Source organism: Paracoccus sp. SCSIO 75233 (assembly GCF_027912675.1).
Lineage (GTDB): Bacteria > Pseudomonadota > Alphaproteobacteria > Rhodobacterales > Rhodobacteraceae > Paracoccus.
Genome location: NZ_CP115757.1, coordinates 620,124 through 644,898 on the forward strand (window position 1 = coordinate 620,124; position 24,775 = coordinate 644,898).

Below are 24,775 nucleotides of genomic sequence, written 5' to 3' on the forward strand. Positions count from 1 at the left end.
GCCAGATGAAAGGGGCCGAGGATGAGAGCATTTCTGATGACCGGATATGGCGGTCCCGAATGCGCTGAACTGCGCGAGGTGGAAACCCCTCAGCCGGGACGGGGCGAGGTGCTGGTCCGGGTCCATGCCGCCGGGCTGAACCCGTTGGATTACAAGATCCGCAAGGGCGATTTGAAGGCGATCACGCGCTTTGCCTTGCCGGTGGTGATGGGCAATGAGATTGCCGGTGTCGTCGAAGCTTTGGGCGAGGGGGTCGAGGGTTTTGCGCCGGGCGACCGGGTTTTCGTGCGGATGCCCAAGGACCGGCTTGGCGCGTTTGCCGAATATGCGGTTGTGCCGCAGGATCTGCTGGCGCTGGTGCCGGACGGGCTGGATCTGGTGACGGCGGCGGGGGTGCCGCTGGCCGGGCTGACGGCGTTGCAGGCCTTGCGCGACGAATTGAAGCTGAAGCCGGGGGACCGGGTCTTTATTCCTGCCGGTGCCGGCGGGGTCGGGACATTTGCGATCCAGATCGCGAAATGGCTGGGGGCGGAGGTGACCACGACCGCCTCGCCCCGTGGGCGCGAGTTGGTGGAGCGGCTTGGTGCCGACCGGGTGATAGACTACACGCAAGAGCGGTTTCAGGATCGGTTGAGCGATATGGACGGTGTGTTCGACCTGCTGGGCGGAGAGACGCTGGAGGCGTCGTTCGGCGTGGTGAAACCGGGCGGCATGGTGGTTTCCGTCGCCGGGCTGCCGGAGCCGGAGACGGCGCGGAAGGATCTGGGGCTTGGGCCGTTCATGACGGCGGCGTTCTGGTTCATTTCCCGAAAGCTGCGCGGTGCTGCGCGGCAGCACGGCGCGCGCTATCGGTTTTTGTTCATGCATCCGAGCGGGCCGGAACTGGCGGAGCTTGCCGGTCTGATCGAGACGGGTGCGTTGAAGCCGGTCGTGGACCGGGTTTTCCCTTTCGATCAGGTGGCGGAGGCGATGGCCTATCTGGAAACCGGCCGGGCCAAGGGCAAGGTCGTTTTGCAGATGGCCGGGGACTGACGCCCCCTTCTAAACTGACGCCCCTTCTAAACTGACGCATCTTGTAAGCTGGCTTATCGGCTGACCCTGTCGCAGGGCAGGACGGCGATATGGTGCCGCCCGGCACACGCCCGGCGGGCTTGCGCCCTTTGTTTCCGGGCGGGGGTGACCTGGACGCCTGAAAAAAGCTCCGTGAGATGCGGGCTCTGGCGGGCGCTGCGAAGTTGCGTGCATACTGGCTTGCGTGTATCAGATCGCGAAATGAGCAGAAGGATGACGCGATGCGCAGGGTAGTTGTTACGGGACTTGGAATGGTGTCGCCGCTGGCTTCGGGCGTGGAGGCGACATGGGAGCGGCTGCTTGACGGGCAGTCCGGCGCCGGGACCATCACCCGTTTCGATCCTGAAAACGTGGTCACGAAATATGCCTGCGAAATCCCGTTCGGGGATGGCAGCGACGGCACGTTCAACCCTGACGACTGGCTGGACGCCAAGGACCGGCGCAAGGTCGATCAGTTCATCCTTTACGGCATCGCCGCCGCCACTCAGGCGGTGCGGGATGCGGGCTGGGAGACCCCGTCCGAGGATGAGAAGCTGCGCACCGGCGTCATGATCGGATCGGGGATCGGCGGGTTGTCGACGATTGCCGAGACGGCGATTCTGATCAAGGAGCGCGGGCCGAAACGGGTGTCGCCGTTCTTTATTCCCGGTTCGCTGATCAACCTGATCTCCGGTCAGGTCTCGATCCGGTTCGGGTTCAAGGGGCCGAACCATTCGGTCGTCACGGCGTGCTCGACGGGTGCGCATGCGATTGGCGATGCGGCGCGGCTGATCATGCTGGGCGATGCCGACGTCATGGTCGCGGGCGGGGCGGAAAGCCCGATCAGCGAAATCGGGATCGCCGGGTTCAACGCCTGCAAGGCGCTGTCCACCAAGCGCGCCGACGATCCGCAGGCGGCGAGCCGTCCCTATGACGAGGATCGTGACGGTTTCGTCATGGGCGAGGGCGCGGGCTGCGTGGTGCTGGAAGAATATGAGCACGCGCGTGCGCGCGGCGCGAAGATCTATGCCGAGGTGCTGGGTTACGGGCTGTCGGGTGACGCCTATCACATTACTGCGCCGTCCGAGGATGGCGATGGCGGGTTCCGCGCCATGCAGGCGGCGCTGAAGAATGGCGGGCTGGAGCCGTCCGATATCGATTATGTGAACGCGCATGGCACTTCAACCATGGCGGATACGATCGAGCTGGGCGCGGTTGAGCGGCTGCTGGGCGATCATGCGAAAAACGTCACCATGTCGTCGACGAAATCCAGCATCGGGCATTTGCTGGGCGCTGCGGGCGCGGTTGAGGCGATTTTCTGCGTGCTGGCGGTGCGTGATCAGATCGTGCCGCCGACGATCAATCTTGATAAACCTGCGGTTGAACCGACGCTGGATCTTGCGGCAAATGCGGCTGTGCGGCGCAAGGTGGATGTGGCATTATCGAACAGCTTCGGATTCGGTGGCACCAATGCCTGTCTGATCGTCGGGAAGGTTCGTGGCTGATGTGGAAAAACATCGTTTCAAATTTCCTCACCCTGGCGGTGCTGCTGCTGGTGGTGGCGGCGGGTGTCGTCGCCTGGGGCCGGGCGCAATATTCCGGCGAGGGGCCGAGCGAGGTGGCGCAATGCGTGCAGGTGGCGCGCGGGGCGTCGCTGACCGCTGTCAGCAAGCAGCTTGAGGCGCAAGGGGCGATCTCCAACGCCTATATCTTCCGGGCGGGTGCGGATTCGGCGGGCAAGTCGCGGGATCTGAAATTCGGCTCCTATCTGGTGCAGCCGGGTGCGAGCATGGCGAGCATCGTCGATGTCATCACCGAGGGCGGGCCGTCGACCTGCGGGACGGAGGTGATTTACCGCATCGGTGTTCGTGCCGATTCCGTGGTGTTGCGCGACATCAACCCCGAGACCGCGCAATATGAGGAACGCATCAGCTACAACCCCGCGACCGAGGCCGAGCCGGAGGCGATCACCGCCGCCGAGGAGCAGCCGGATGCGCGGCTGCGCATTGCCGTGGCCGAGGGGGTGACAAGCTGGCAGATCGTCGAGGGGCTGAAGCGGGCGAGCTTCATGTCAGGCGAGGTCAGCGAGGTTCCGGCGGAGGGGTCACTGGCACCTGACAGCTACGAGGTCTCGCGCAATGGGGACCGTGAGGCCTTGCTGGCGCTTATGGCCGAACGTCAGGCGTCGATCCTGCAATCGGCGTGGGATTCGCGCCCGTTCGGTCTGCCCTATGACAGCCCGGAGGAGGCGTTGATTATGGCCTCTATCGTCGAGAAGGAAACCGGGGTGCCGGATGAGCGCTCGACCGTGGCCAGCGTCTTTGTGAACCGTCTGCGCGAGGGGATGCGGCTGGAGACCGACCCGACGGTGATTTATGGCGTGACCGAGGGGCGCGGCGTTCTGGATCGGGGTTTGCGGCGGTCGGAGCTGGACACGCGCACCGACTGGAACACCTATCAGATCGACGGCTTGCCGCCGACGCCGATTGCTAATCCGGGCCGCGCCGCGATCGAGGCGGCGCTGAACCCGGCGGAAACGGATTATATCTTCTTTGTCGCGGATGGCTCTGGCGGGCACCAGTTCTCGCGTACGCTGGAGGAGCATAACGCCGCCGTGGCACGCTGGCGCGAGATCGAGGCGGAACGGGCGTCGCAGCAGGGCTCTGACGGTTAATTTATGTAAATCCCGGATTTGCCAGCCCCCGCCCGGAACCCGGCGCGGGGGTTTCTTGTTGGGAAGACAAATCAGGCGATTACGGAGGTTACGCCATGAAGCTGTCCGATATGTTTTCCAGTCTTGCCCGCAATGCCGAGGATTTTGAGAAGCGCCTTTCCAAATGGCAGGAAGATATGCGCGACCGCGGCGAGGATCTGGCGGAGAATATGCGCAACTGGCGGGAGTCCGCGGCTGAGCGTCAGGAAGAGCTGAACAAGCAGATTCAGGGCTATTTCGACGAGGCCAGCGAGGAGGTCAAGGCGCAGTGGAGCCAGGCCAAGACGGACTGGGACAAATCGGTCGAGGACACCCGCGCCAAGGCGGAAGAGATGCGCAAGAAGGCCGAGACCATGCAAGCGGAGGAGACCGCCGATTGGTACGAGGCCTATGCGGCGAATATGGTGTCGTACGCGCAGCAGGTGCAGGAGGAGGCCAGCAAGGCCGTCGCCGAGGCGTCCGAGGCGCGGGCCAAGGCCGAGGCGGCGAAGACCGGGCAGGCGTGATTTTGTAGGGTGCGTTTGGTGTGTCGGGTGGTGCGTTGAAACGCACCCTACGGGTGGTTGGTGATGGGTGTGTTTTGGTGTGGTGGTTGGTGCGCTAAAGCGCACCCTACGGATGGTTTGCGGTTTGGGTTGTAGGGTGCGTTTTAACGCACCGTGTCGGGTGGTTTGTGATGGGCCGTAGGGTGCGTTTTAACGTACCGTGGCGGACGGTTTGTGATGGGTCGTAGGGTGCGTTTCAACGCACTGCCCCGGGATTCGGCGTAAAAACCCGCTGGTGTTGCGGGGCTGCGGGCTTGGGTGTTGCATGGCTGAAATCCCCATAATTTGCTGGAAGAATCGTGGTTAAAATTCTCATATAAATCGAAAATATTGACTCAGCGAACGGTGTTTGATAGGAATTTCCCATGCTGGGAGAAATGGGCGAGCGGCCGGGTCACTGACCTGTGGCCGCTTTTTCGTTTCTTGGCTCGTGCGGACAGATCACGAGGCGGGGCATGACTGGATGACAGTGAAATTCGATCAGGGGACGGAACCGCCGGAGGGGGTGTTTCAGCCCCAGTCGGCCATGGAAGATATCGAGATCGCGGGCGCGTTGTTCCGCGGTTGCGCGGAGGATCTGACCCTGTTGCGGCGGCGGCTGCGGGCGGGGGAGATCGGCGATCTGAAGGATGCGGTGAAAGTCGCCCGCGAGCTTCGGAGCGCCACGCAGCTTATGCTCGAAGAAAGGAACAAGGTTGAAAAGCTACGCAAGGACATTGCCGGAGGCGTCGGCGCAGGTGCATTCGATCTCGCCGCCGCCCGTGATGAGATCGGGCGCAGACTGGCTTGCCTGCGCCGCGCCGGAGGCGGTTGACGGGTTTCTGGAAGGGTTGAGCGATAATGCGCTGGCCAGCCTGCCGTGGCTGTTCGAGTTCTGGGCGTTGCCGCATCAATTGCCGCCGGAGGGGGATTGGAAAAGCTGGGTGATCATGGGCGGGCGCGGTGCGGGCAAGACCCGTGCCGGGTCCGAATGGGTGCTGCGCAAGGTGGAGGGTGCCGCGCCCGAGGCGCCGGGTTCGTGCGCCCGGGTGGCGCTGGTGGGCGAGACCTTCGATCAGGTGCGCGAGGTGATGGTGTTCGGTGACAGCGGGATCATCGCCTGTTCGCCGCCCGACCGGCGTCCGGTCTGGGAGGCCACGCGGCGGCGGCTGGTCTGGCCGAACGGGGCTGTGGCGATGGCGTTTTCGGCGCATGAGCCGGAGGCGCTGCGAGGGCCGCAATTCGACGCGGCCTGGGTCGATGAGCTGGCGAAGTGGAAGAAGGGGGAGGAGACATGGGATATGCTGCAATTCGCCCTGCGGTTGGGCGCGCATCCGCAGCAGGTCGTCACCACCACGCCGAAGAATGTCGAGGTGCTGAAGCGGATTTTGCAAAGCGCCTCGACCGTGACGACCCATGCGCCGACCGATGCCAACCGGGCCTATCTGGCCGAGAGTTTTCTGGCCGAGGTGGGCGCGCGTTATGGCGGCACGCGGCTGGGGCGGCAGGAGCTGGAGGGCGTGCTGCTGGAGGATGTCGAGGGTGCGCTGTGGACCACGGCCTCGGTCGAGGGCGCCCGTGTCGATGCGCTGCCGGAGCTGGATCGGGTGGTGGTGGCGCTTGATCCGGCGGTGTCCTCGGGTGCTCGGTCGGATGAATGCGGGATCGTGGTGGCGGGGGTCGTGGCGCGGGGCGCGCCGCAGGATTGGCGGGCCTATGTGATCGAGGATGCGAGCGTGAAGGGCAGCCCGGTGGAGTGGGCGCGGGCGGCGATTGCGGCGATGGACCGGCACAAGGCGGAGCGGCTGGTGGCGGAGGTCAATCAGGGCGGCGATCTGATCGGCACGGTGCTGCGGCAGGTCGATCCGCTGGTCCCGTTCCGGGCGCTTCATGCCGGGCGTGGCAAGGCGGCGCGGGCGGAGCCGGTGGCGGCGCTGTATGAGCAGGGGCGGGTGAAGCATCTGCGCGGGGCTTCGCTGGGCGCGTTGGAGGATCAGATGTGCCGGATGACGCTTCGAGGCTATGAGGGGAAGGGCTCGCCCGACCGGCTGGACGCGCTGGTCTGGGCGGTTCACGCGCTGATGATCGAACCGGCTGGGGCGTATCGGCGGCCTCGGATGCGGGGGTTGTGAGATGGCCCGGCGGGTCTTGAGCGCGACAGAGGGGCGGCGGGAGACCGCGGGGGGACGCTTCAGTGGGTTGAGCGTGGCGCTTTATGGTGCAGTCCCGCTGAACAGATGTTTGGTGTGGAGCGGTGGCGAAGCGTTCGCCCACCATGCTTTGCATGTCGATGACATGACGGGCGGTCGGACGCTGGCCCGGCGGGGCTGCGCCCCTTGAATCCGGGCCCGGTTTGCAAGTTCTCCGGGGCGCTGCCCCGTGCCCCCGGGATATTTGGGCCAGGATGAAAGATGAAAGCCGTGCTGTGAGGGTGCGGTTTTGGGCTGAGAGTGGTGTGGGTCGTCCTTCTGGGCGGCCTTTTTTCATGGGGTGATAGGGAGGCGCGGTATGGCGTTTCGATTGTTTTCCCGGCGGGCAGAGGCTGCGCCGGTCATGGAGAAAAAGGCGAGTGCGGCGGGGCGGGTCGCCTCGATCGCGGCGGCGACGGGGCGGGTGGTCTGGTCGGCGCGGGATACGGGGACGCTGACGCGGGGCGGGTTCATCGGCAATCTGGTCGGGTTTCGCGCCGTGCGGCTGATTGCCGAGGCTGCGGCGGCGGTGCCGCTGATCTGTCAGGATGAAACACGGCGCTATGACGCCCACCCGGTGCTGGAATTGCTGCGCAGGCCTAACCCGGCGCAAGGGCGGGCGGAGCTGTTCGAGGCGTTGTTCGGGCAGATCCTGCTAAGCGGGAATGGCTATCTGGAGGCGGTCGGCGCGGGCGAGGGGTTGCCGGTGGAGTTGCATGTGTTGCGATCCGACCGGATGAGCGTGGTGCCGGGGCCGGATGGCTGGCCGGTGGCCTATGAATATGCGCTGGGCGGGCGCAAGCATCGGTTTGACATGACCGGCAGTCCTGATCCGGTCTGTCATATCCGCAGTTTTCACCCCTGCGATGACCATTACGGTCTGTCGCCCTTGCAGGCGGCGGCGGTGGCGGTGGATGTCCATAACAGCGCCTCTGCCTGGTCGAAGGCGCTTCTGGACAATGCGGCGCGGCCCTCGGGCGCGATTGTCTATCAGGGGCCGGATGGGCAGGGAAACCTGTCGGCCGAGCAATATGAGCGGCTGACCGTGGAGATGGAGATGCATCATCAGGGCGCGCGCAATGCGGGCCGTCCGATGCTGCTGGAAGGGGGGCTGGACTGGAAACCGATGGGGTTCTCGCCATCGGATATGGAGTTTCACCAGACTAAGCAGGCGGCGGCGCGTGAGATTGCGCAGGCCTTTGGCGTGCCGCCGATGCTGATCGGGATCCCGGGCGATGCGACTTACGCCAATTATGCCGAGGCGAACCGGGCGCTTTACCGGCTGACGGTGTTGCCGCTGGTGACGCGGGTGGCGGCTTCGGTGGCGTGGTTTCTGTCGGAGCATCTGGGCGCGGAGGTCGGCTTGAGGCCGGACCCCGACCAGATCCCGGCGCTGTCGGAGGAGCGGGATCAGCAGTGGCGGCGCATCGGTGCGGCCTCGTTTCTGAGCGATGCGGAGAAGCGGGCGGCGCTGGGTCTGCCGCCTCTGGCATCGGAAGGGGGTTGAGATGGATGGCGGACGGGAGAGCTTCGATCCGCATCATCTGCGTATCGAGGCGCAGGAGCGGGTGATGGCGTTGCAATTCGGTGCCGTGGACAAGCGGCTGGAGCGGATCGAGGCGCTGATCGAGCGGTTGGAGCGGCGCTTGTGGATGACGGTTTACGGGGTGGTGGCCGTCATTCTGACGCAGGCCATGCAATCGCTGATCGGGCTGTCTGCGAATGGGGGGTGAGATGGGACATGGTCTGGAGGTGAAATTCGCGGGCGGCGGGTCGCTGCGCTGCGATGGCGCTGAGATCGGGGGCTATGCGAGCCTGTTCGGCGTGCCGGATCAGGGCGGCGATATTGTTGCGGCGGGGGCATTCAGCGCCTCTCTGGCGCGGCTGGCGGCGCGGGGGGAGCGGGTGCGGATGCTGTGGCAGCACGATCCGGCGCGGCCTGTCGGTGTCTGGGACGAGGTTTGCGAGGACGCGACCGGGCTGCGGGTCCGGGGGCGGCTGCTGCCGGAGATCGGGCTGGCACGGGAGGCGGCGGCGCTGATCGAGGCGGGGGCGATGGATGGGCTGTCCATCGGCTACCGGACGCTCAGGGCCGGGAAGGATGGCAAGGGCCGGCGGGTGCTGCGCGAGGTGGCGTTGTGGGAGGTCTCGCTGGTGACATTTCCGATGCTGCCGGGGGCGCGGCTGGCCGCCAAGCAGGAAGACGACCGGGAGGTTGCCGCCGCGCTGATGGCGGCGACGGCGGCGCTGCGGGGGTAGGCCCCGCAGGGCGAGAGGTTCGGGCCGCGTGGCGGTCCGCACGGACGGGGCGATGCCCCGATTTACTGACGATTGACTGACAAGGAGAGGTTGATGACCGGGACCGGAACCGGGGCGCCGCACGCGCCCGGCGAGCTGAAGGCTGCGCTGATGGGGTTTGTCGAAGAACTCAAGGGCTTTCGCGAGGATGTTCAGAAGAAACTCGAAGCACAGGATGACCGTATGAGCATGTTTGAACGCAAGACCGCTTTTCGTAACCGCAGCCCTTTGTCGACCGAGGCTGCGCCGGAGGTGCCGCATGGCAAGGCGTTCAACGCCTATCTGCGCAGCGGCGACGATGCCGGTATGCGCGGGCTGGCGATTGAGGAGAAGGGGATGGCGGCGGCGTCGGATGGCGGGTTTCTGGCCGCGCCGCAGGTGGCTGACACCGTCAGGACGGCGCTGACGGGTGCGGTCTCGCTGCGTGCGCTGTGCAATGTGGTGACGGTCGAGGCGGCGAGCTATGACGTGCTGGTCGAGCGGGACGAGCTGGTCAGCGGCTGGTCGGGCGAGGGCGATCAGGTGGAGACGGATACGGGCGCGGTTCAGCGGATCTCCATCCCCGTTCACGAGCTTTCCGCCATGCCGAAGGTGAGCCAGCGGCTGCTGGACGATGCGGCATTCGATGTCGAGGCGTGGCTGGCCGGGCGGATTGCCGAGAAATTCACCCGTGCGGAGGCTTATGCGTTCCTGCGCGGCGACGGGATCGAAAAGCCGCAGGGTCTGGTTGCCGGTCTGACCGATCCGACCGGGGTCGGTGCCATCGATTCCATTGGGGAGATAAGGACCGGCGCTGACGGGGCGTTTGCCAGCGGTAAGGCGGCGGAGGTGTTGATTGATCTGGTCTATGCGCTGCACGCGCAGCACCGGGCCAATGCGACTTTCCTGATGAGCTCGCGGATGGCTGCGACGCTTCGCAAGCTGAAGGATGGGGACGGGCGCTTCATCTGGGCCGACAGCCTTGCGGCGGGCGAACCGGCGCGGCTGCTGGGTTATCCGGTGATGCTGGCCGAGGATATGCCGGAGATGGCGCCGGGCAGCCTGTCGGTGCTGTTCGGCGATTTCCGCGCCGCCTACACGATTGTCGAGCGTCCCGAATTGCGGGTGCTGCGCGATCCGTTCTCGGCCAAGCCGCATGTGCTGTTCTATGCCACCAAGCGCGTCGGCGGCGGGCTGGTCGATGGCCGGGCGCTGAAGGCTCTGAGGTTCTCCGCCTGACGATTTCAGGCGGTTGAGCGCCGCGCCGGTGGATCGTGCCGCCGGCTCAGCAACTGTCCGCGCATGCCAGGGGCGATGCGCCGGCGCGGCATTTCCTTGAGAGCGACCGGCCGGGAGGGCCGGCCCGGACGGGAGGTTTGGGATGATACTTGTCGAAGAGACGGCACCGCCCGATGCGGCGCTGCCGGTGGCGCGGTTGCGCGCGCATTTGCGGCTGGGCTCGGGCTTCGAGCTGCCTGCGACAGCCGAGGAGGACCGGGCGCTGGCCGGGTTTCTGCGCGCGGCGATGGCGGCGATCGAGGGGCGCACCGGCAAGGTTCTGCTGCGCCGTGACTATCGGCTGGTGCTGGAGGGCTGGCGCGATGCGGGCGTGCAGGCGCTGCCCCTGGCCCCGGTGAGCGTGGTGCATTCGGTGGTGCTGGAGGATGCGGAAGGCGCCGTGCGCGCGGTTGCGGCGGATCGCTGGCGGCTGGTTGCGGATGCGATGCGTCCGGTGATCCGGCCTTGTGCGGGGCGATTGCCGGAGGTGCCTGCGGGCGGGCGTGTGGTGATCCGCTTTGCCGCAGGGTTCGCGGCGGGCTGGGAGGATGTCCCTGCCGATCTGGCGCAGGCGGTGATGATGCTGGCTGCCCGCTATTACGAGGATCGCAGCGACGAGCGGGCGCGGCAGGCGCTGCCCCTGGCGGTGAGTGCGCTGATCGAGCCGTGGCGCGCGGTCAGGCTGCTATGCGGTCGGGCGGCGCGATGAGGGGGGTGCGATTGAGCGTGCCGCTGGTGCTGGAGACCGGCGCGCCGCAGCCCGATGGGATGGGCGGTCACGCGGTCGCGTGGCGCGCGATCGGGTTGGTTTACGGGCAGATGAAGCCGGGCGCGGGCGGTTTGCGCGGCGGCGGTGCCGGTATGGCGAGCGTGGTCCGCTGGACGATCACGCTGCGGGCGTGTCCGCCGGGCGATCCGCGCAGGCCGGTGGCGGGGCAGCGACTGCGGATCGGGCAGCGTGTGTTCCTGATTGAGGCAGTGGCGGAGACCGGCGCGGCGGCGCGGTTTCTGCGGATCACGGCAGAGGAGGCAAGAACATGAGTTATGGCGCATCGGCGGCGTTGCAGGCGGCCGTCTACGACTGTTTGCGCAGCGATGCGGGCGTCGCCGCCGAGGTGGGGGATGCGGTGTTCGATGCCGTGCCGGTGACGGCGCCGGGCGGGGTTTATCTGGCGCTTGGGGCCGAGGAGGTCCGGGGGGTTGCGGATAGCGGCGGCAGTGTCTCGCGGCATGATTTCACCGTCTCCGTTCTGGCGGGCGGCGCGGCTCCGGCGGGGTTTGCGGCGCTGAAACGGGCCGGGGCGGCGGTGACGGCGGCGCTTGAGGGTGCCGATCTGGTGACAGGGGCCGGTCCGGTGGCCGGGCTGTGGTTTTTGCGCGCCCGTGCGGCGCGGGCGGAAAAGGGCGCGAAACGGCGGGTCGATCTGACCTTCCGCGCGCTGATTGATCTGGTCTGAGGAGGTTTACATGGCGGTTCAGAATGGGCGCGATCTGCTGATCAAAATGGATATGAGCGGCGCTGGTACGTTCGAGACGGTGGCCGGTCTGCGGGCGACGCGGATCGGGTTCAACGCCGAGACGGTGGATGTCACCAGCCTTGAGAGCGAGGGGCAGTGGCGTGAATTGCTGGGGGGCGCGGGGGTGCGATCCGCCTCTGTCTCCGGCTCCGGCGTGTTCCGGGATGCGGCGACGGATGGGCGTGCGCGGCAGGTGTTTTTCGACGGCGAGGTGACGCGCTGTCAGGTCATTATCCCGGATTTCGGGATCATCGAGGGGCCGTTCCAGATCACGTCGCTGGAATATGCCGGCAGCCATAATGGCGAGGCGACCTATGAAATCGCGCTGGCGAGTGCCGGTGCGCTGAGCTTCGTGGCGCTGTGATGGTCAATCCGATGCGGGGCGAGGTGGAGATCACGCTGGACGGCGTGGCGCATCGGGCGCGGCTGACGCTTGGGGCGCTGGCGGAGCTGGAGGCGGAGTTGGGGACCGGCGCGCTGACGGAACTCGCGGCGCGGTTCGAGGGGCGGCGGTTCTCGGCTGTGGATGTGATGGCGGTTGTCGTGGCCGGTCTGCGCGGCGGTGGCTGGCAGGGCGGGCGTGCCGATCTGCTGGCGGCGGATATTGCGGGCGGGCCGGTGGCGGCGGCGCGGGTGGCGGCGCAATTGCTGGCGCGGGCCTTCGCCCTGCCGGAGGGGTGAGCGCGATGGATTGGGCCGGGCTGATGCGGGCCGGGATGGCGGGGCTGCGGCTGACGCCGGATCAGTTCTGGGCGCTGACCCCTGCCGAGCTGGCGCTGATGCTGGGCGTCGCGCCTTGTGCGGCCCCGATGACACGGTCGCGGCTGGAGGCGCTGGCGCGCGACTGGCCGGACCAGGATGCGGCAGAGGAGACAGAGAATGGCTGAGATGGATGCGGGCGGCGGCGATCCGGGCCGCGAGATGGAGAAATCCGCCGAGGTGACGGGTGCCTTCAGCGACGAGCTGGGCAGGATGCAGCGCAATATGTGGCTGGCGGGGCGCGAGGTGGATCGCTTTGCGAAGGGCATCGGCTCGGGGCTGCAAAAGGCGTTTGACGGTGTCGTGTTCGACGGCGTGAAGCTGAGCGATGCGTTGAAGGGCGTGGCGCGATCCATGTCGGACACGGCGTATGACATTGCGATGAAGCCTGTGCGCGATGCTGTCTCCGGTGCGCTGGCGCGGGGGATCAACGGTGCCGTGTCGCCCTTTGCCCAAGGGGCGGCGTTCAGTGCCGGGCGGGTCACGGCATTCGCGAAGGGCGGCGTGGTCAGCCAGCCGGTCCGCTTTCCGATGCGCGGCGGGACCGGGCTGATGGGCGAGGCGGGGCCGGAGGCGATCATGCCGCTGTCGCGCGGCCCGGACGGGCGTCTGGGCGTTGCCGCGGCGGGCGGTTCGGCGCGGCCGGTGAATGTCAGCATCACCGTGAACACGCCCGATGTCGCGGGGTTTGCCCGGTCCCAAAGCCAGATTGCCGCGCAGATGGGGCGGCTGCTGGCGCGCGGCGAACGCAATATGTGAGGGTCGATATGTTTCATGAAATCAGGTTTCCGGCCAATCTCTCCTTCGGGTCCGTTGGCGGGCCGGAGCGGCGCACGGAGATCGTGGCGCTGAGCAATGGTCACGAGGAGCGCAACTCCCCTTGGGCGCATTCGCGGCGGCATTACGACGCCGGGCTCGGGCTGCGGTCACTGGACGACATCGCGGCGCTTATCGCGTTTTTCGAGGCGCGCGGCGGCCAGATGCACGGGTTCCGCTGGAAGGATTGGGCCGATTACAAAAGCTGCCTGCCGGGGCGCGAACCGGCGTGGCGGGATCAGGTGATCGGCACCGGGGACGGGCGGGAGACGCGGTTTCAGCTTGTGAAGCGCTATAGCTCTGGCCCGTCCTCTTATGTGCGTCCGGTGGTGAAGCCGGTCAGGGGGACGGTGCGGCTGGGCGTTGGCGGCGACGAGATGCGCGAGGGCGTGGATTACGAGGTCGACACGACGACCGGCATCGTCACGCTGACCCATGCGCCGGGCGACGGGGCGGAGATCACCGCCGGGTTCGAGTTCGACGTGCCGGTGCGTTTCGACACCGACCGGATCGCGGTATCGGTGGCGACGTTTCGGGCCGGTGAGGTGCCGCAGGTGCCTGTGATCGAGGTGCGGCTATGACGATCACGACATATGCGCGGGCCTGGGCGATCACGCGGGCCGATGGGCTGGTGCTGGGGTTCACCGACCACGATGAGCCTTTGACCTTCGAGGGGATCGAATTCCGGCCCGAGGCGGGGATGACCGCGCAGGCCGTGGTGCAGGGCGCTGGCCTCTCGGTTGATAACAGCGAGGTCATCGGTGCGCTGAGCAGCGGCGCGATTGCGGAGCGCGATATTCTCGCCGGTCGCTGGGACGGGGCGGAATTGCGGCAATGGGAGCTGGACTGGCGCGACCCGGATGCGCGGAGGCTGGTGTTTCGCGGGCATCTGGGCGAGGTCTCGCGGTCGGGCGGGGCGTTCCGGGCGGAGCTGCGCGGCCTGTCGGAGCGGCTGAACCAGCCGAACGGGAAAGTGTATCAGCGGCGCTGTGCGGCGGTGCTGGGCGATGGCGATTGTGGCGTCGATCTGGACCGGCCCGGCCTCTCTGCCGGGGCGCGGATCGCGGCGGTCGCGGGCGCGCGGGTGCAGCTTTCCGGGCTGGCGGGCCATGATGACCGCTGGTTCGAGCATGGGCGGCTGGTCTTTACCGGCGGCGCGGCGGAGGGGCTGGCCTGTCAGATCAAGAATGACCGTGCCAGGCCGGGTGGTGCGCGCGAGGTCGATCTGTGGACGGAGCCTGGGATTGCGCCCGCAGCGGGCGATCCGGTCCGGCTATATGCGGGTTGCGACAGATCACCGGCGACCTGCCGGGCGAAATTCGCCAATTTCCTGAATTTCCGCGGCTTCCCGCATCTGCCGGATGAGGATTGGCTGATCGCGCCGGATCGCAACGGCACGGGTGACGACCAATCCGGGGCGCATGAATGCCCGGCGCGGTGACGGTGCGCAGCGCGGAGATCGTGCGGATCGCGCGGGGCTGGATCGGCACGCCATATCTGCACCGGGCGAGTCTGCGGGGCGCGGGCTGCGATTGCCTTGGGCTTTTGCGCGGTGTGTGGCGCGAGGTTTACGGGGAAGAACCTGCGACGTTGCCGGATTATCGGCCCGACTGGGGCGATTATTCGGGCGATGAGGCGCTGATGAACGGGCTGGCGCGGCATTTGTTGCCGGATGATGCGGGGCTGCATCCGGGGCAGGTGCTGTTGTTCCGGATGCGCCCGCGCGCTGTGGCGAAACATCTTGGGATTGTGTCGGCGGCGGGTGACGCCCCGACCTTCATTCACGCCTATGACCGGCACGGCGTCGTCGAAAGCCCGCTGCCCGTACCGTGGCGGCGGCGGATTGCGGCGCGGTTCCGCTTTCCCGATTGAGAGGAGATTTTCATGGCAACGATATTACTCTCCGCCGCCGGGGCCGCGATCGGCTCCGGCTTTGGCGGCACGGTTCTGGGGCTGAGCGGCGCTGTCATCGGGCGCGCGGCGGGGGCGACTCTGGGCCGGGTGATCGACCAGCGTTTGCTGGGTGCGGGCTCGAATCTGGTGGAGACCGGGCGCATCGACCGGCTGCGTCTGCAAAGCGCGGGCGAGGGCGCGCCGATCCCGCGCATCTGGGGGCAGATGCGGGTGCCGGGCCATGTCATCTGGGCCTCGCCCCTGACCGAGATCGCGCGCGAGACGGGCGGCGGCGGCAAAGGCTCCGGCCCGCAGACCCGCCATGTGAGCTATCGGCTGAGCGTGGCGCTGGCGCTGTGTCAGGGCGAGATTGCCGGTGTCGGGCGGGTCTGGGCCGATGGCCGCGAGATCACGCCCGCCGATCTGAACATGAGCGTTCACACTGGCGCGGCGGATCAACTGCCGGATTGTTGCATTGCCGCGCATGAGGGCGCGGGTGCCCCGGCCTATCGCGGCACGGCCTATGTGGTGCTGGAGGATCTGGATCTTGGCCCCTGGGGCAACCGCCTGCCGCAATTATCGTTCGAGGTGACATTTCCGGCGCGGTCCGGCGGTGGCCTGTCGGAACAGGTGCGGGCGGTGGCGATGATCCCCGGCACCGGCGAATATGCGCTGGCGACGACGCCGGTCAGCTATGATCTGGGCCTTGGGGAGGTGGTGGCGGCGAACAGCGCCACGCCGCTTGCTGCGACGGATTTTGCCGCCTCGATGGATATTCTGGGGCGGGAATTGCCGAATGTCGGCTCCGTCTCGCTGGTGGTGTCGTGGTTCGGGGACGATCTGCGCGTGGGCCATTGCCGCCTGCGTCCGAAGGTGGAGGACAAGGCGCGCGACGGTGCCGAAATGGCGTGGCGCGCGGGCGGGATCGGGCGCGATCAGGCGGAGGAGATCGCGCGGCAGGAGGGGCGTTCGATCTATGGTGGCACGCCCGCCGATGACGCGGTGATCGAGGCGTTAACCGCGATTGCGAAATCTGGTCGCCGTGCGGTGTTCTATCCGTTTATCCTGATGGAGCAACTGACCGGGAATGGCCTGCCCGATCCGTGGAGCGGGGCGGCGGATCAGCCGGTCCTGCCGTGGCGTGGGCGCATCACGGCGGAGATTGCACCGGGGCGCGAGGGCAGCCCGGATGGCACGGCGGCGAACAGCGCGGCGGTGCGGCGGTTCTTTGGTGCCGCCTCGGCCGATGATTTCGCGGTCTCGGACGGGCGGATCACCTATTCCGGCCCGGCGGAGTGGTCCTATCGGCGGTTCATCCTGCATTACGCCCATCTTTGTGCGCTCGCGGGTGGTGTCGACGCGTTCCTGATCGGCTCCGAAATGCGGGGTCTGACCCAGCTTCGCGGGCCGGGGGATCATTTCCCGGCCGTGGAGGAGCTGCGCCGTCTGGCGGCGGATGTGCGCGGCATTCTGGGGCCGGATATAAAGATTAGCTATGCTGCCGACTGGTCGGAATATTTCGGCCATCATCCGGGTGGCGGGGAGCTGTATTACCATCTCGATCCGCTCTGGGCGGACAGGAATATCGATTTCATCGGCATCGACAACTACATGCCGCTGTCCGACTGGCGCGAGGGTGAGGCGCATCTGGACGCGCATTGGGCCCGGATCGACGCGCCCGGCTATCTGGAGGGGAATGTCGCGGGCGGCGAGGGGTATGATTGGTATTACGCCGATCCGGCCCATCGTGACGCCCAGATTCGCACCGAGATTACAGATGGCGCTTATGGTGAGCCCTGGGTCTGGCGCTATAAGGATTTGCTGAACTGGTGGGGGCGGCGGCATCACGAGCGGATCGGCGGCGAAAAAATGGTTCAGCCGACCGCATGGGTGCCGCGTTCCAAGCCGATCTGGTTCACCGAGATGGGCTGTGCGGCGCTGGACAAGGCGACGAACCAGCCTAACAAATTTCTGGACGCGCAGAGTTCGGAGTCGCGTTTGCCCCATTACTCGACCGGGCGGCGCGATGATGCGGTTCAGGCGGCCTATATCAGGGCCGTGACGCGGTATTGGGGGGATCCGGCGAACAACCCTGACGGCAGCTATGGCGGGCCGATGGTGGATCTGTCGCGGACGCATGTCTGGTGCTGGGACGCGCGGCCCTATCCGGCGTTTCCGGGGCGCGGCGATCTGTGGTCGGACGGGCCGGCCTGGGTGCGTGGGCACTGGCTGAACGGGCGCGCAGGCGCGGTGCCGCTGGCGGCGGTCGTCGCCGATATTTGTGAGGCTGCCGGGGTGCGCGGGGTGGATATCAGCGGGCTTTCGGGGGTGGTGCGCGGCTATGTCGCCGCCGCCGGGGATACGCCGCGCGCGGCGTTGCAACCGTTGATGCTGGCCTATGGGTTCGATGCGGTGGAACGAGACGGTGTCTTGCGGTTCCTTATGCGCGATGCGCGGGTGACGGCTGATTTGGCGGCGGCGGAACTCGCGTTGCTGGAGGACGGCGCGGAAGAGGCCGTGCGCGCGGCGGAGGCCGAGACGGCGGGGCGCGTGCGGCTGAACTATATCGCCGTTGGTGACGGTTATGCGGCGGCGACGGCGGAGGCGTCTTTGCCGGGTGACGTCTCTGCCGCGATGTCGGAGAGCGAGTTGCCGCTGCTGCTGACGGCGGCGGAGGCGCGCGGGATCGTCCAGCGATGGTTGGCGGAATCCGGGGTTAACCGGGATCGCCTGAGATTTTCATTGCCGCCGTCCCGGGCCGGTCTGGGACCGGGCGATGTGGTTGCCGTCGCGCCTGTCGGTGATGCCAAACCCTGCCGTTGGCGGATTGAGCGGGTGGAGCGCGCCGGGGCGGTCATCGTCGATGCGGTGCGTTGCGAGCCGGGGGTGTATGTGCCGGCGGATATGCAGGATGACGGGATCGCCGTGCCGCGCTACCGCCCGCCCTTGCCGGTTTGGCCAGTGGTTCTAGACCTTCCACTTATGCGAGGGACGGAGCTGCCGCATGCGCCGCATCTCGCGGTCGCGGCGCGGCCCTGGCCCGGCTCGGTGGTGGTTTACGGGTCCGACATGGCGGAGGGCGATTTTGCGCTGAACCAGATGCTGACACAGCCTGCCATGATTGGCCGCAGCCTGACACCGCTGCGGTGGGCGCGGGCTGGGCTGCTGGATCGGGGGCACGGTCTGAGGGTGCGTTTCGCGTCGGGGCGGCTGGGCGGTCTGACGCATGACGCGCTGCTTCAGGGCGGCAATTTTCTGGCCATCGGGGACGGCTCTCCCGAACGCTGGGAGGTGCTGCAATTCGCCTGTGCCGTGCCGCAGACGGATGGAAGCTGGCTGTTGCGGGACCGGCTGCGCGGGCAGTTCGGAACCGATGCGCTGATGCCGGATCTCTGGCCGGAAGGATCAGTTGTTGTCTTGTTGAATGGGGCGTTGAGGCAACTCGACTTCGATCCCGCTTCGCTGGGTCAGCGGCGATTTTGGCGCATCGGGCCGGCGACGCGGGCAGTGGACGATGCCAGCTACCGGCTGCGGGAGACGGTGACGCGTGGGGCGGGCATGCGACCCTTGTCGCCGTGCCATCTGAGGTTGATCGGTCGGCGGTTGAGTTGGATCCGGCGGACGCGGAAATCCGGCGACCGATGGGATTTGCGGGAGGTGCCCTTGGCAGAGGCTCGGGAGGCTTATCTGGTTCGCGCAACCACAGCGGTTGTAACCCGCGAGTTCGAGGTCACGCGCCCGGCGTTCGATCTGCCCGATGAATTTGTGAATGAGGCGGGCAATGGCGGATTACAAATCGCCGTTGCCCAGCTTTCCGACGATTACGGGCCGGGCCCGTTTACCACGAGGAGTTTCTGATGACAGAGCATATGACGACCCGCCTTTCCCTGCCGCTGGTGCAACAGGCGCAGTCGCAGAAACATGTGACGGTGAACGAGTCGCTCGCGCGACTCGACGGGCTGGTTAACCTTGTTCTGGTCAGCTTGTCGCGCAAAAATCCGCCGGGTTCGGCCATTGATGGTGCCTGTTTCGCGGTCCCCGCCGGGGCGGGTGGCGATTGGGCCGGGCAGGATGGGCAGATCGCGATCGCCAGCAATAATGGCTGGATTTTCGCCGCGCCGCAGGCCGGGATGCGCGCCTTTGTTGCCGATCAGGGGATGCAGGCAATTTATGACGGTGACGCCTGGGTGCCGGGTGCGCTGAGCCTTGGCGGTTTCGGGTCTGCGCTGTGTGCCCGCACGGCGGAGGCAGAGGTTTCGCTGTCGCCAGGGACGGAGATTGTGACGGATCTGACGATTCCTGCGGCCTCTTTGGTGATTGGCGCGACGGCGCGGGTTGCCGAGGAAATTCGCGGTTCGATGGCGAGCTGGCGGATGGGAACGGCGGGCGCGGCAGATCGGTTTGGTTCCGGTCTTGGCGTGCAGGCGCAAAGCTGGGCGCGGGGGATGCTGTCGCAACCTTTTACTTATTGGGAGCCCGCGCCTGTCATCCTGAGCGCGACAGGCGGCAGCTTCATCAGTGGCAAGGTCAGGATTGCTGCGCATTGGCTGGAACTGACGGTGCCGCGCTGAGTTTCGCGCGCTGTTGCCACCCGGCCAATCGCGGGTTTTCTGTGCCAGTGCTTTGGGTTAGGTTCCGCACAAAAGGAGACGGCCATGAACAGCCTCGCGAACGCTGAAAATGTCATTGCCACGCCGCTGTCAGGGAAGGCGCTTTGGGCGCAGATCTGTGACGAGGCGCGTGATGCGATTGCGACCGAACCGCTTTTGGGGGCGCTTGTTCATGGCGGGTTGTTGCATCATGACAACCTTGCCTCTGCATTGGCCTATCGCTTCGCGTTGAAGCTGGCCTCGGGTGAGATGAGTCAGCAACTTCTGCGCGAGATTGCGGATGTCGCTTATGCCTCTCATCCGGAGCTGGTTGCGGCGGCGGAGGCGGATCTGCGTGCCGTGTATGAGCGCGACCCGGCGACGCATAGACTCATTCAACCGCTGCTGTTTTTCAAGGGTTTTCAGGCGCTGCAATGCTATCGCGTCGGCCATTGGCTGTGGAGCGAGGGGCGCCGGGACATGGCGTATTTTGTGCAAATGCGCTGCTCTGAAGCGTTTGGTGTAGATATCCATCCGGCGGCGCGGGTTGGCAGCGGCATCATGATGGATCACGCGCATTCCATCGTGATCGGGGAAACCGCCGTGGTCGGGGACAATGTCTCGATGCTGCATTCGGTGACGCTTGGCGGGACCGGCAAGGCCGATGGCGACCGGCATCCCAAGATCGGGAACGGTGTCCTGATCGGTGCGGGCGCGAAGGTGCTGGGCAACATCACCGTCGGCCGGTGCAGCCGGATTGCCGCCGGGTCGGTGGTGCTGGACGAGGTGCCGCCCTGCAAAACGGTGGCCGGCGTGCCTGCGCAGATCGTTGGTGATGCGGGCTGCACGGACCCGGCCTTCGCAATGGATCACCTGATCAAGGTGACCGGAATGGACGAGGCTGCAGAATAAAGTAAAGCTATAGTTCTTTTACCCATTCCGGCACGGTCTCCGTTGCCGGGCCGATGATGTGTTCATGGAAGTCGCGGCTGACGGCGGTTGGATCGATGTTGAGTTCGATGCAATGCGCGCCGTTGCGTCTGGCGTGCTGGACGAAACCGGCGGCGGGATAGACCTGGCCAGATGTGCCGATGGCAGCGAAAATCTCTGCGTTTTCTAGGGCTTTCCAGATGTTTTCCATGTGATATGGCATTTCCCCGAACCAGACGATGTCGGGTCGGGCGGTCGCTTTCCGGCAGGAGGGGCAGGTGGTGGTGACGTCCATCTCTGCCGGGCTGGACCAGCGATGACCGCATGAGGCGCAGAGGGCCTGCGCCAATTCGCCGTGCATGTGGATAAGTTGCGTCGATCCTGCCCGCTCGTGTAGATCGTCGACATTCTGTGTGACCAGTGTCAGATCGTGCTGCTGTTGGAGTGCCGCGAGGGCGTGATGTGCAGCGTTTGGTTGTGCCTGCGAGGTAGCCGAACGGCGGGCGTTGTAGAAGCGATGGACGAGCGACGGATCGCTTGCATAGGCTTCGGGTGTTGCGACATCCTCCAGCCGGTGCTCTTCCCACAGGCCGTCCCCGGCGCGAAATGTGCGCAAGCCGCTTTCGGCGGATATTCCTGCGCCGGTCAGGACGACGATGCGCATGTCAGCGGCAGTATGCCTCGGCCGTGCCGGCGAAACGCTTGTAGCGGGCCCAGAAGGCGTTGTCTGCGTCGCGTTTTGACATGCGGACAACTTGTGCTTCTTGCGGGTCGCGGAAGAAGCGCGCGGCGCGGCGCTGATCGGCGCGTGACAAGGTCTGGTCGGCCACCTGCTGGACGCAGCCGCACAGGGCTGGTTGGCGGGCGCCACGGTCGGACCGGACGCAGGCGCTGTCGATCGGGCCTGCAACGGCCAGCGGCGCGGTCATGACGATCGCCGCGGCGGCGATTAGGATGCGGTTCATCAATGTCTCCTCGGGTCTGCCTGATCTGCCTTTTCGGCTTTTGACGGGTTGTGAAACTGCAACAACCTTACTTAATAAGCTACTAAAAAGCGGTTAACATCTCAACAAATGCCTGTGTCGATCACTGGCGTCGGATTGGTTAACTGGCACTATATTTGGTAGTCGCGGTCAAGCGCAAGTTTTGAACCTGTGGTTGATGCGGCCCTGGTCGACGCGAATCAATCTGCTATCCGATCCGCGTGAAAAGGCGCGGGAACGGCCGTGATGTCCAGCCTTTTGGTGGGGGAGAGGAGCTGTCGCATCGCGGTAAATACCGCTGACATTTTGTCGCAGGAAAGCCAGAAGTTATTCGCATGATCCAGGTGTGGTCGCTGTGGGTGGCGCCGATCCCCGCGGCATTCGGTATGTCTGGTCGGGCTGTCGCGACTGTTATGTCCGTGCTTCCGGGGGGATGTGGTTGTTCGGTGGTGCGAGGCAGCAGGCTGGCGCGGCCATAGTTGTTATAGCAAGATATTAATATGACGAGAGCTGGTGCAGTAGGTTATCTGCCGATGGTTGGCGCGGGTGGCTGAGAAAATATTAAGAAACAACGGAAAATAGAGATGTGAGGAATCCGCATCGGTGTTTACGGCATCGGGGCGCTCATTTTTAATATTTTAACATAGATAGAACTAAGGTCTTCGTAACGAAGATGTCCTCGGTCCCTGCAAAACTTGATAACAGACTGACACGACCTGCTGCATTTTTCGGTTTTGAATTTGTGGCTGCCTCTGCCCAAGCCTTCAATCTTCGATATGCATGATTTGCTCTAGCTTATCATTATAACCCTATATTTTTGTACAGGTTTTCTGGGTTTTAATACATGTTAACGCTGTGAATACGTCCGTTTTTAACATGCGCCTCGATCCCCGAAAAAAGGCGCCAAGTGGAATAGGTAACCATGGCATTCAACGTAATCACCACCAGCAGTCATCTTGGGGAGCGCCTTGAGGGCGGCCAGTATTCGGCTGACTGGATCGACGGTCTGGGTGGGAACGACACCATTGTCGGTCACGACGGGGCTGACTTCCTGATCGGCAATACCGGCGACGACCAGATCTTCGCGGGCGAGAATGACAGCGATCTCGACATCGTGTCGGGCGGCGACGGCAATGATACCGCTTATGGCGGCGGCGGCGGCGATCTGATGGATGGCGGCGCGGGCAGCGACTATATGGGCGGCGGCACTGGCAACGACCTGATGTTCGGTGAAAGCGGCGTGCGCAGCTTCGATCCCTATGCCGAGAAGATCAGCCAATATACCGGCAATACCGGCACTCAGGGGCCACTGGCGAGCTGGCTGGGCCTGCTCGACCATGTCGGCATAGATGACAACTACCTGAACTCTTTCCGGCAGGAAGAATCGGGCAATGACACGATGTGGGGCAATAGCGGCCGGGACATGATCTTCGGCGGCTGGGGCGACGACCTTATCGGCGGCGGTTATGGCAGCGACCTGCTGGTCGGCAACCGCGACAATGACACGATTTATGGTTACCAGGGCAAGGATGTCGTTCTGGGCGGCGATGAAGACGACCTGCTCTTCGGTGGTGCCGGCAACGATGTCATCGATGGCGACGAGACGCCGCGCAAGGGCAAGCTTTACAACATCGACGATAAGAATGTTGCGCCGGGCAACACCGAAGCCCCGCATCTGCTGGTTGATTATCTGGATGGTCTCCAGTGGGTGTCGAATGATGACAACCACAACGGCGATGACGAAATCTACGGCGGCGACGGCGATGACTGGATCCACGGCCGCGCTGGCGCCGACACCATCTGGGGTGGCACCGGCAACGATACGCTGCGTCCGGGCGATGACAATGAGACCGATACGCTCGGTTTCATCAAGGGCCACGGCAACGACACGATCATCGGCTTCGACGCTGGTGAATGGTCCGAGGGCGGCAATCGCGACTGGGAGAGCCGCGAAGACCTGATCGACCTCAGCACGGCAAATTATGGCGGCGAGTTCCAGGACGCTGTCGACGAGGGGGCGATCAAATTTATCTATAACGTCCCGGGCTATGCCGCTGCCGGTGGTTATGTTGTCATCGACACCGAGAAGCTGGGTCTGGAAAAAGACGACGACAAGTCCGGCGCGAATGACGAGTTCATCACCGTCTATTTCGAATCCAACCAGGATTTCGCCGCGTTCAACGCCGACAATATCGCGCTGAACGGAGAACAATGGGTCAATATCACCTCTGGCTGGCAATCGCTTGAGAGCCTGGGCAACACGTCCAATCCGGTTCTGCCCGAGAATGAGAGGTATATGGAGTTTGCCGATGTCGAAGTCACCGTCCAAAATCATGTCGCAGAGTTGACCTCCAATCTGGTAGACTATCAGAATACTCTGATTGAATTTGCAAACGGGCTTGTTAGGTCATGTTGACAAATGGCGGATCCAGAGACGGATCGACGTGATGTCAATGAAGCCGAGGAAGCTTTCCGCCGTCTTGTCGTAGCGGGTCGCGACACGCCTGGCGTTCTTGAGCTTGTTGAAGCAGCGTTCGACCAGATTACGCAGGCGATACAGCGAGCGATCGACACCAATCCGCTTCTTGCGGGACTTTCGCATCGGGATCACGGGCAGGACGTTGCGCGCTTCCATGCCGTCTCTGATCTTGTCTGCATCGTAGCCGCGATCCGCGAGCAGCACGCTCGGGCGGGGCAGATTATCCGCCATCACCAGATCGAAGCCGAGATAGTCCGACGTCTGGCCTGGCGTGATCTCTGTCCTCATGGGAAGCCCGTGTGCATTGACGAGGAGGTGGATCTTGGTCGTAAAGCCACCTCGAGAACGGCCGAAACCCTGTCGTGGAGTCCCCCTTTAGCGCCCGCTGCCTGATGGTGGGCGCGGATTACGGTGCTGTCGATCATCTGCAGGGCGCTTGGCACAGCTCCGCTCTGGTTCAGTGCCTCCATGATGTCCTCCCAGAGCCCGGCCAACGTCCAGCGCCGGAATTGCCGATAGACGCTCGACCACTTGCCGAACTCCCCGGGAAGATCGCGCCAAGGCGCCCCGGTTCGGGCAATCCAGAAAATCCCATCAAGAACGAGGCGGTGGTTGGTGGGTTTACGCCCGTTCGGGGCGCGGACGGCGAGGATGAAGCGCTCAAAGAACGTCCATTCCTCGTCCGACATAAGGTCTCGTGCCAAGCTGGTCTCCATCGCAGATGCCAGCTTGAATCATGCTCAAAGCCTGATGTGAATCCCTTTTGTCAACACGACCT

The 24,775-nt window shown here is 65.1% G+C and carries 27 protein-coding genes; 24 read left to right on the plus strand and 3 right to left on the minus strand.

What is annotated here, in order from left to right; genetic code table 11:
• Positions 1-21 precede the first annotated feature (21 nt).
• The 23 genes from PAF12_RS03030 to cysE all read left to right on the plus strand — a co-directional run bounded on the left by PAF12_RS03030 (position 22) and on the right by cysE (position 20,517).
• Positions 22-1,032 carry an NADP-dependent oxidoreductase gene (locus tag PAF12_RS03030; RefSeq protein ID WP_271108538.1) on the plus strand — a complete coding sequence of 337 codons (1,011 nt, stop codon included), beginning with the start codon at positions 22-24 and terminating at the stop codon, positions 1,030-1,032.
• A 260-nt stretch (positions 1,033-1,292) separates the two neighbouring features.
• Positions 1,293-2,555: a beta-ketoacyl-ACP synthase II gene (fabF, locus tag PAF12_RS03035; RefSeq protein ID WP_271108539.1), complete on the plus strand. Its 1,263-nt coding sequence runs from the start codon at positions 1,293-1,295 to the stop codon at positions 2,553-2,555.
• Complete coding sequence (gene mltG / locus PAF12_RS03040) at positions 2,555-3,724, plus strand: endolytic transglycosylase MltG (protein WP_271108540.1); 1,170 nt, start codon at positions 2,555-2,557, stop codon at positions 3,722-3,724. Before fabF ends, mltG begins: the two co-directional genes overlap by 1 nt.
• 95 nt (positions 3,725-3,819) lie before the next feature.
• On the plus strand, positions 3,820-4,269 hold the full coding sequence (locus PAF12_RS03045) for a hypothetical protein (protein WP_271108541.1): 450 nt from the start codon (positions 3,820-3,822) through the stop codon (positions 4,267-4,269).
• Between the two features lie 469 nt (positions 4,270-4,738).
• Positions 4,739-5,122, plus strand: a complete 384-nt coding sequence (locus tag PAF12_RS03050; protein ID WP_271108542.1) for a permease — start codon at positions 4,739-4,741, stop codon at positions 5,120-5,122.
• Positions 5,073-6,419: a DNA-packaging protein gene (locus PAF12_RS03055; protein WP_271108543.1), complete on the plus strand. Its 1,347-nt coding sequence runs from the start codon at positions 5,073-5,075 to the stop codon at positions 6,417-6,419. Before PAF12_RS03050 ends, PAF12_RS03055 begins: the two co-directional genes overlap by 50 nt.
• Before the next feature lie 376 nt (positions 6,420-6,795).
• Positions 6,796-7,983 (plus strand): phage portal protein, encoded by a 1,188-nt coding sequence (locus tag PAF12_RS03060; RefSeq protein WP_271108544.1) that lies wholly within the window; start codon positions 6,796-6,798, stop codon positions 7,981-7,983.
• Between the two features lies 1 nt (position 7,984).
• A complete protein-coding gene (locus PAF12_RS03065) occupies positions 7,985-8,209 on the plus strand; it encodes a hypothetical protein (RefSeq protein WP_271108545.1) in 225 nt (74 codons plus the stop codon).
• A 1-nt stretch (position 8,210) separates the two neighbouring features.
• Positions 8,211-8,735, plus strand: a complete 525-nt coding sequence (locus tag PAF12_RS03070; RefSeq protein WP_271108546.1) for an HK97 family phage prohead protease — start codon at positions 8,211-8,213, stop codon at positions 8,733-8,735.
• 93 nt (positions 8,736-8,828) lie between these two features.
• Positions 8,829-9,992 (plus strand): phage major capsid protein, encoded by a 1,164-nt coding sequence (locus PAF12_RS03075; RefSeq protein ID WP_271108547.1) that lies wholly within the window; start codon positions 8,829-8,831, stop codon positions 9,990-9,992.
• Between the two features lie 142 nt (positions 9,993-10,134).
• On the plus strand, positions 10,135-10,740 hold the full coding sequence (locus PAF12_RS03080) for a head-tail connector protein (RefSeq protein ID WP_271108548.1): 606 nt from the start codon (positions 10,135-10,137) through the stop codon (positions 10,738-10,740).
• A gap of 17 nt (positions 10,741-10,757) precedes the next feature.
• Complete coding sequence (locus PAF12_RS03085; RefSeq protein WP_271109637.1) at positions 10,758-11,072, plus strand: head-tail adaptor protein; 315 nt, start codon at positions 10,758-10,760, stop codon at positions 11,070-11,072.
• Positions 11,069-11,488 carry a DUF3168 domain-containing protein gene (locus tag PAF12_RS03090; RefSeq protein ID WP_271108549.1) on the plus strand — a complete coding sequence of 140 codons (420 nt, stop codon included), beginning with the start codon at positions 11,069-11,071 and terminating at the stop codon, positions 11,486-11,488. The genes PAF12_RS03085 and PAF12_RS03090 overlap by 4 nt, the downstream gene beginning before the upstream one ends.
• A gap of 10 nt (positions 11,489-11,498) precedes the next feature.
• Positions 11,499-11,912, plus strand: a complete 414-nt coding sequence (locus tag PAF12_RS03095) for a phage major tail protein, TP901-1 family (RefSeq protein WP_271108550.1) — start codon at positions 11,499-11,501, stop codon at positions 11,910-11,912.
• Complete coding sequence (locus PAF12_RS03100; RefSeq protein WP_271108551.1) at positions 11,912-12,229, plus strand: GTA-gp10 family protein; 318 nt, start codon at positions 11,912-11,914, stop codon at positions 12,227-12,229. Before PAF12_RS03095 ends, PAF12_RS03100 begins: the two co-directional genes overlap by 1 nt.
• Positions 12,226-12,435 (plus strand): rcc01693 family protein, encoded by a 210-nt coding sequence (locus PAF12_RS03105; protein WP_271108552.1) that lies wholly within the window; start codon positions 12,226-12,228, stop codon positions 12,433-12,435. Before PAF12_RS03100 ends, PAF12_RS03105 begins: the two co-directional genes overlap by 4 nt.
• A complete protein-coding gene (locus PAF12_RS03110; protein ID WP_271108553.1) occupies positions 12,428-13,066 on the plus strand; it encodes a phage tail tape measure protein in 639 nt (212 codons plus the stop codon). Before PAF12_RS03105 ends, PAF12_RS03110 begins: the two co-directional genes overlap by 8 nt.
• A gap of 8 nt (positions 13,067-13,074) precedes the next feature.
• Positions 13,075-13,704, plus strand: coding sequence for a DUF2460 domain-containing protein (locus tag PAF12_RS03115; protein ID WP_271108554.1), 630 nt, complete (start codon positions 13,075-13,077; stop codon positions 13,702-13,704).
• Positions 13,701-14,564, plus strand: a complete 864-nt coding sequence (locus PAF12_RS03120; RefSeq protein WP_271108555.1) for a DUF2163 domain-containing protein — start codon at positions 13,701-13,703, stop codon at positions 14,562-14,564. Before PAF12_RS03115 ends, PAF12_RS03120 begins: the two co-directional genes overlap by 4 nt.
• Entirely contained in the window at positions 14,549-14,995 is a 447-nt protein-coding gene (locus tag PAF12_RS03125; RefSeq protein WP_271108556.1) for a peptidase, read from the plus strand. Before PAF12_RS03120 ends, PAF12_RS03125 begins: the two co-directional genes overlap by 16 nt.
• 12 nt (positions 14,996-15,007) lie before the next feature.
• A complete protein-coding gene (locus PAF12_RS03130; protein WP_271108557.1) occupies positions 15,008-18,874 on the plus strand; it encodes a glycoside hydrolase TIM-barrel-like domain-containing protein in 3,867 nt (1,288 codons plus the stop codon).
• Positions 18,874-19,587, plus strand: coding sequence for a DUF2793 domain-containing protein (locus PAF12_RS03135; RefSeq protein ID WP_271108558.1), 714 nt, complete (start codon positions 18,874-18,876; stop codon positions 19,585-19,587). Before PAF12_RS03130 ends, PAF12_RS03135 begins: the two co-directional genes overlap by 1 nt.
• 84 nt (positions 19,588-19,671) lie before the next feature.
• Positions 19,672-20,517: a serine O-acetyltransferase gene (cysE, locus tag PAF12_RS03140; protein ID WP_271108559.1), complete on the plus strand. Its 846-nt coding sequence runs from the start codon at positions 19,672-19,674 to the stop codon at positions 20,515-20,517.
• Positions 20,518-20,524: 7 nt separating this feature from the next.
• On the opposite strand, the gene PAF12_RS03145 is transcribed toward cysE, so the two are convergent.
• Entirely contained in the window at positions 20,525-21,199 is a 675-nt protein-coding gene (locus tag PAF12_RS03145) for an NAD-dependent deacylase (protein ID WP_271108560.1), read from the minus strand.
• Position 21,200: 1 nt separating this feature from the next.
• Entirely contained in the window at positions 21,201-21,500 is a 300-nt protein-coding gene (locus PAF12_RS03150; RefSeq protein WP_271108561.1) for a hypothetical protein, read from the minus strand.
• 940 nt (positions 21,501-22,440) lie between these two features.
• Between PAF12_RS03150 and PAF12_RS03155 the strand changes: the two genes are divergently transcribed.
• Positions 22,441-23,934, plus strand: a complete 1,494-nt coding sequence (locus PAF12_RS03155) for a calcium-binding protein (RefSeq protein ID WP_271108562.1) — start codon at positions 22,441-22,443, stop codon at positions 23,932-23,934.
• Here the strand turns inward: PAF12_RS03155 and PAF12_RS03160 are convergent.
• Positions 23,926-24,713, minus strand: a protein-coding gene (locus tag PAF12_RS03160; protein WP_173485039.1) for an IS5 family transposase whose coding sequence is annotated in 2 segments (ribosomal slippage) — positions 23,926-24,374 and positions 24,374-24,713 — 789 coding nt in all. Because the reading frame shifts where the segments join, the coding sequence is not laid out codon by codon here. The two genes, PAF12_RS03155 and PAF12_RS03160, sit on opposite strands and share 9 nt — an antisense overlap.
• Positions 24,714-24,775: the final 62 nt, after the last annotated feature.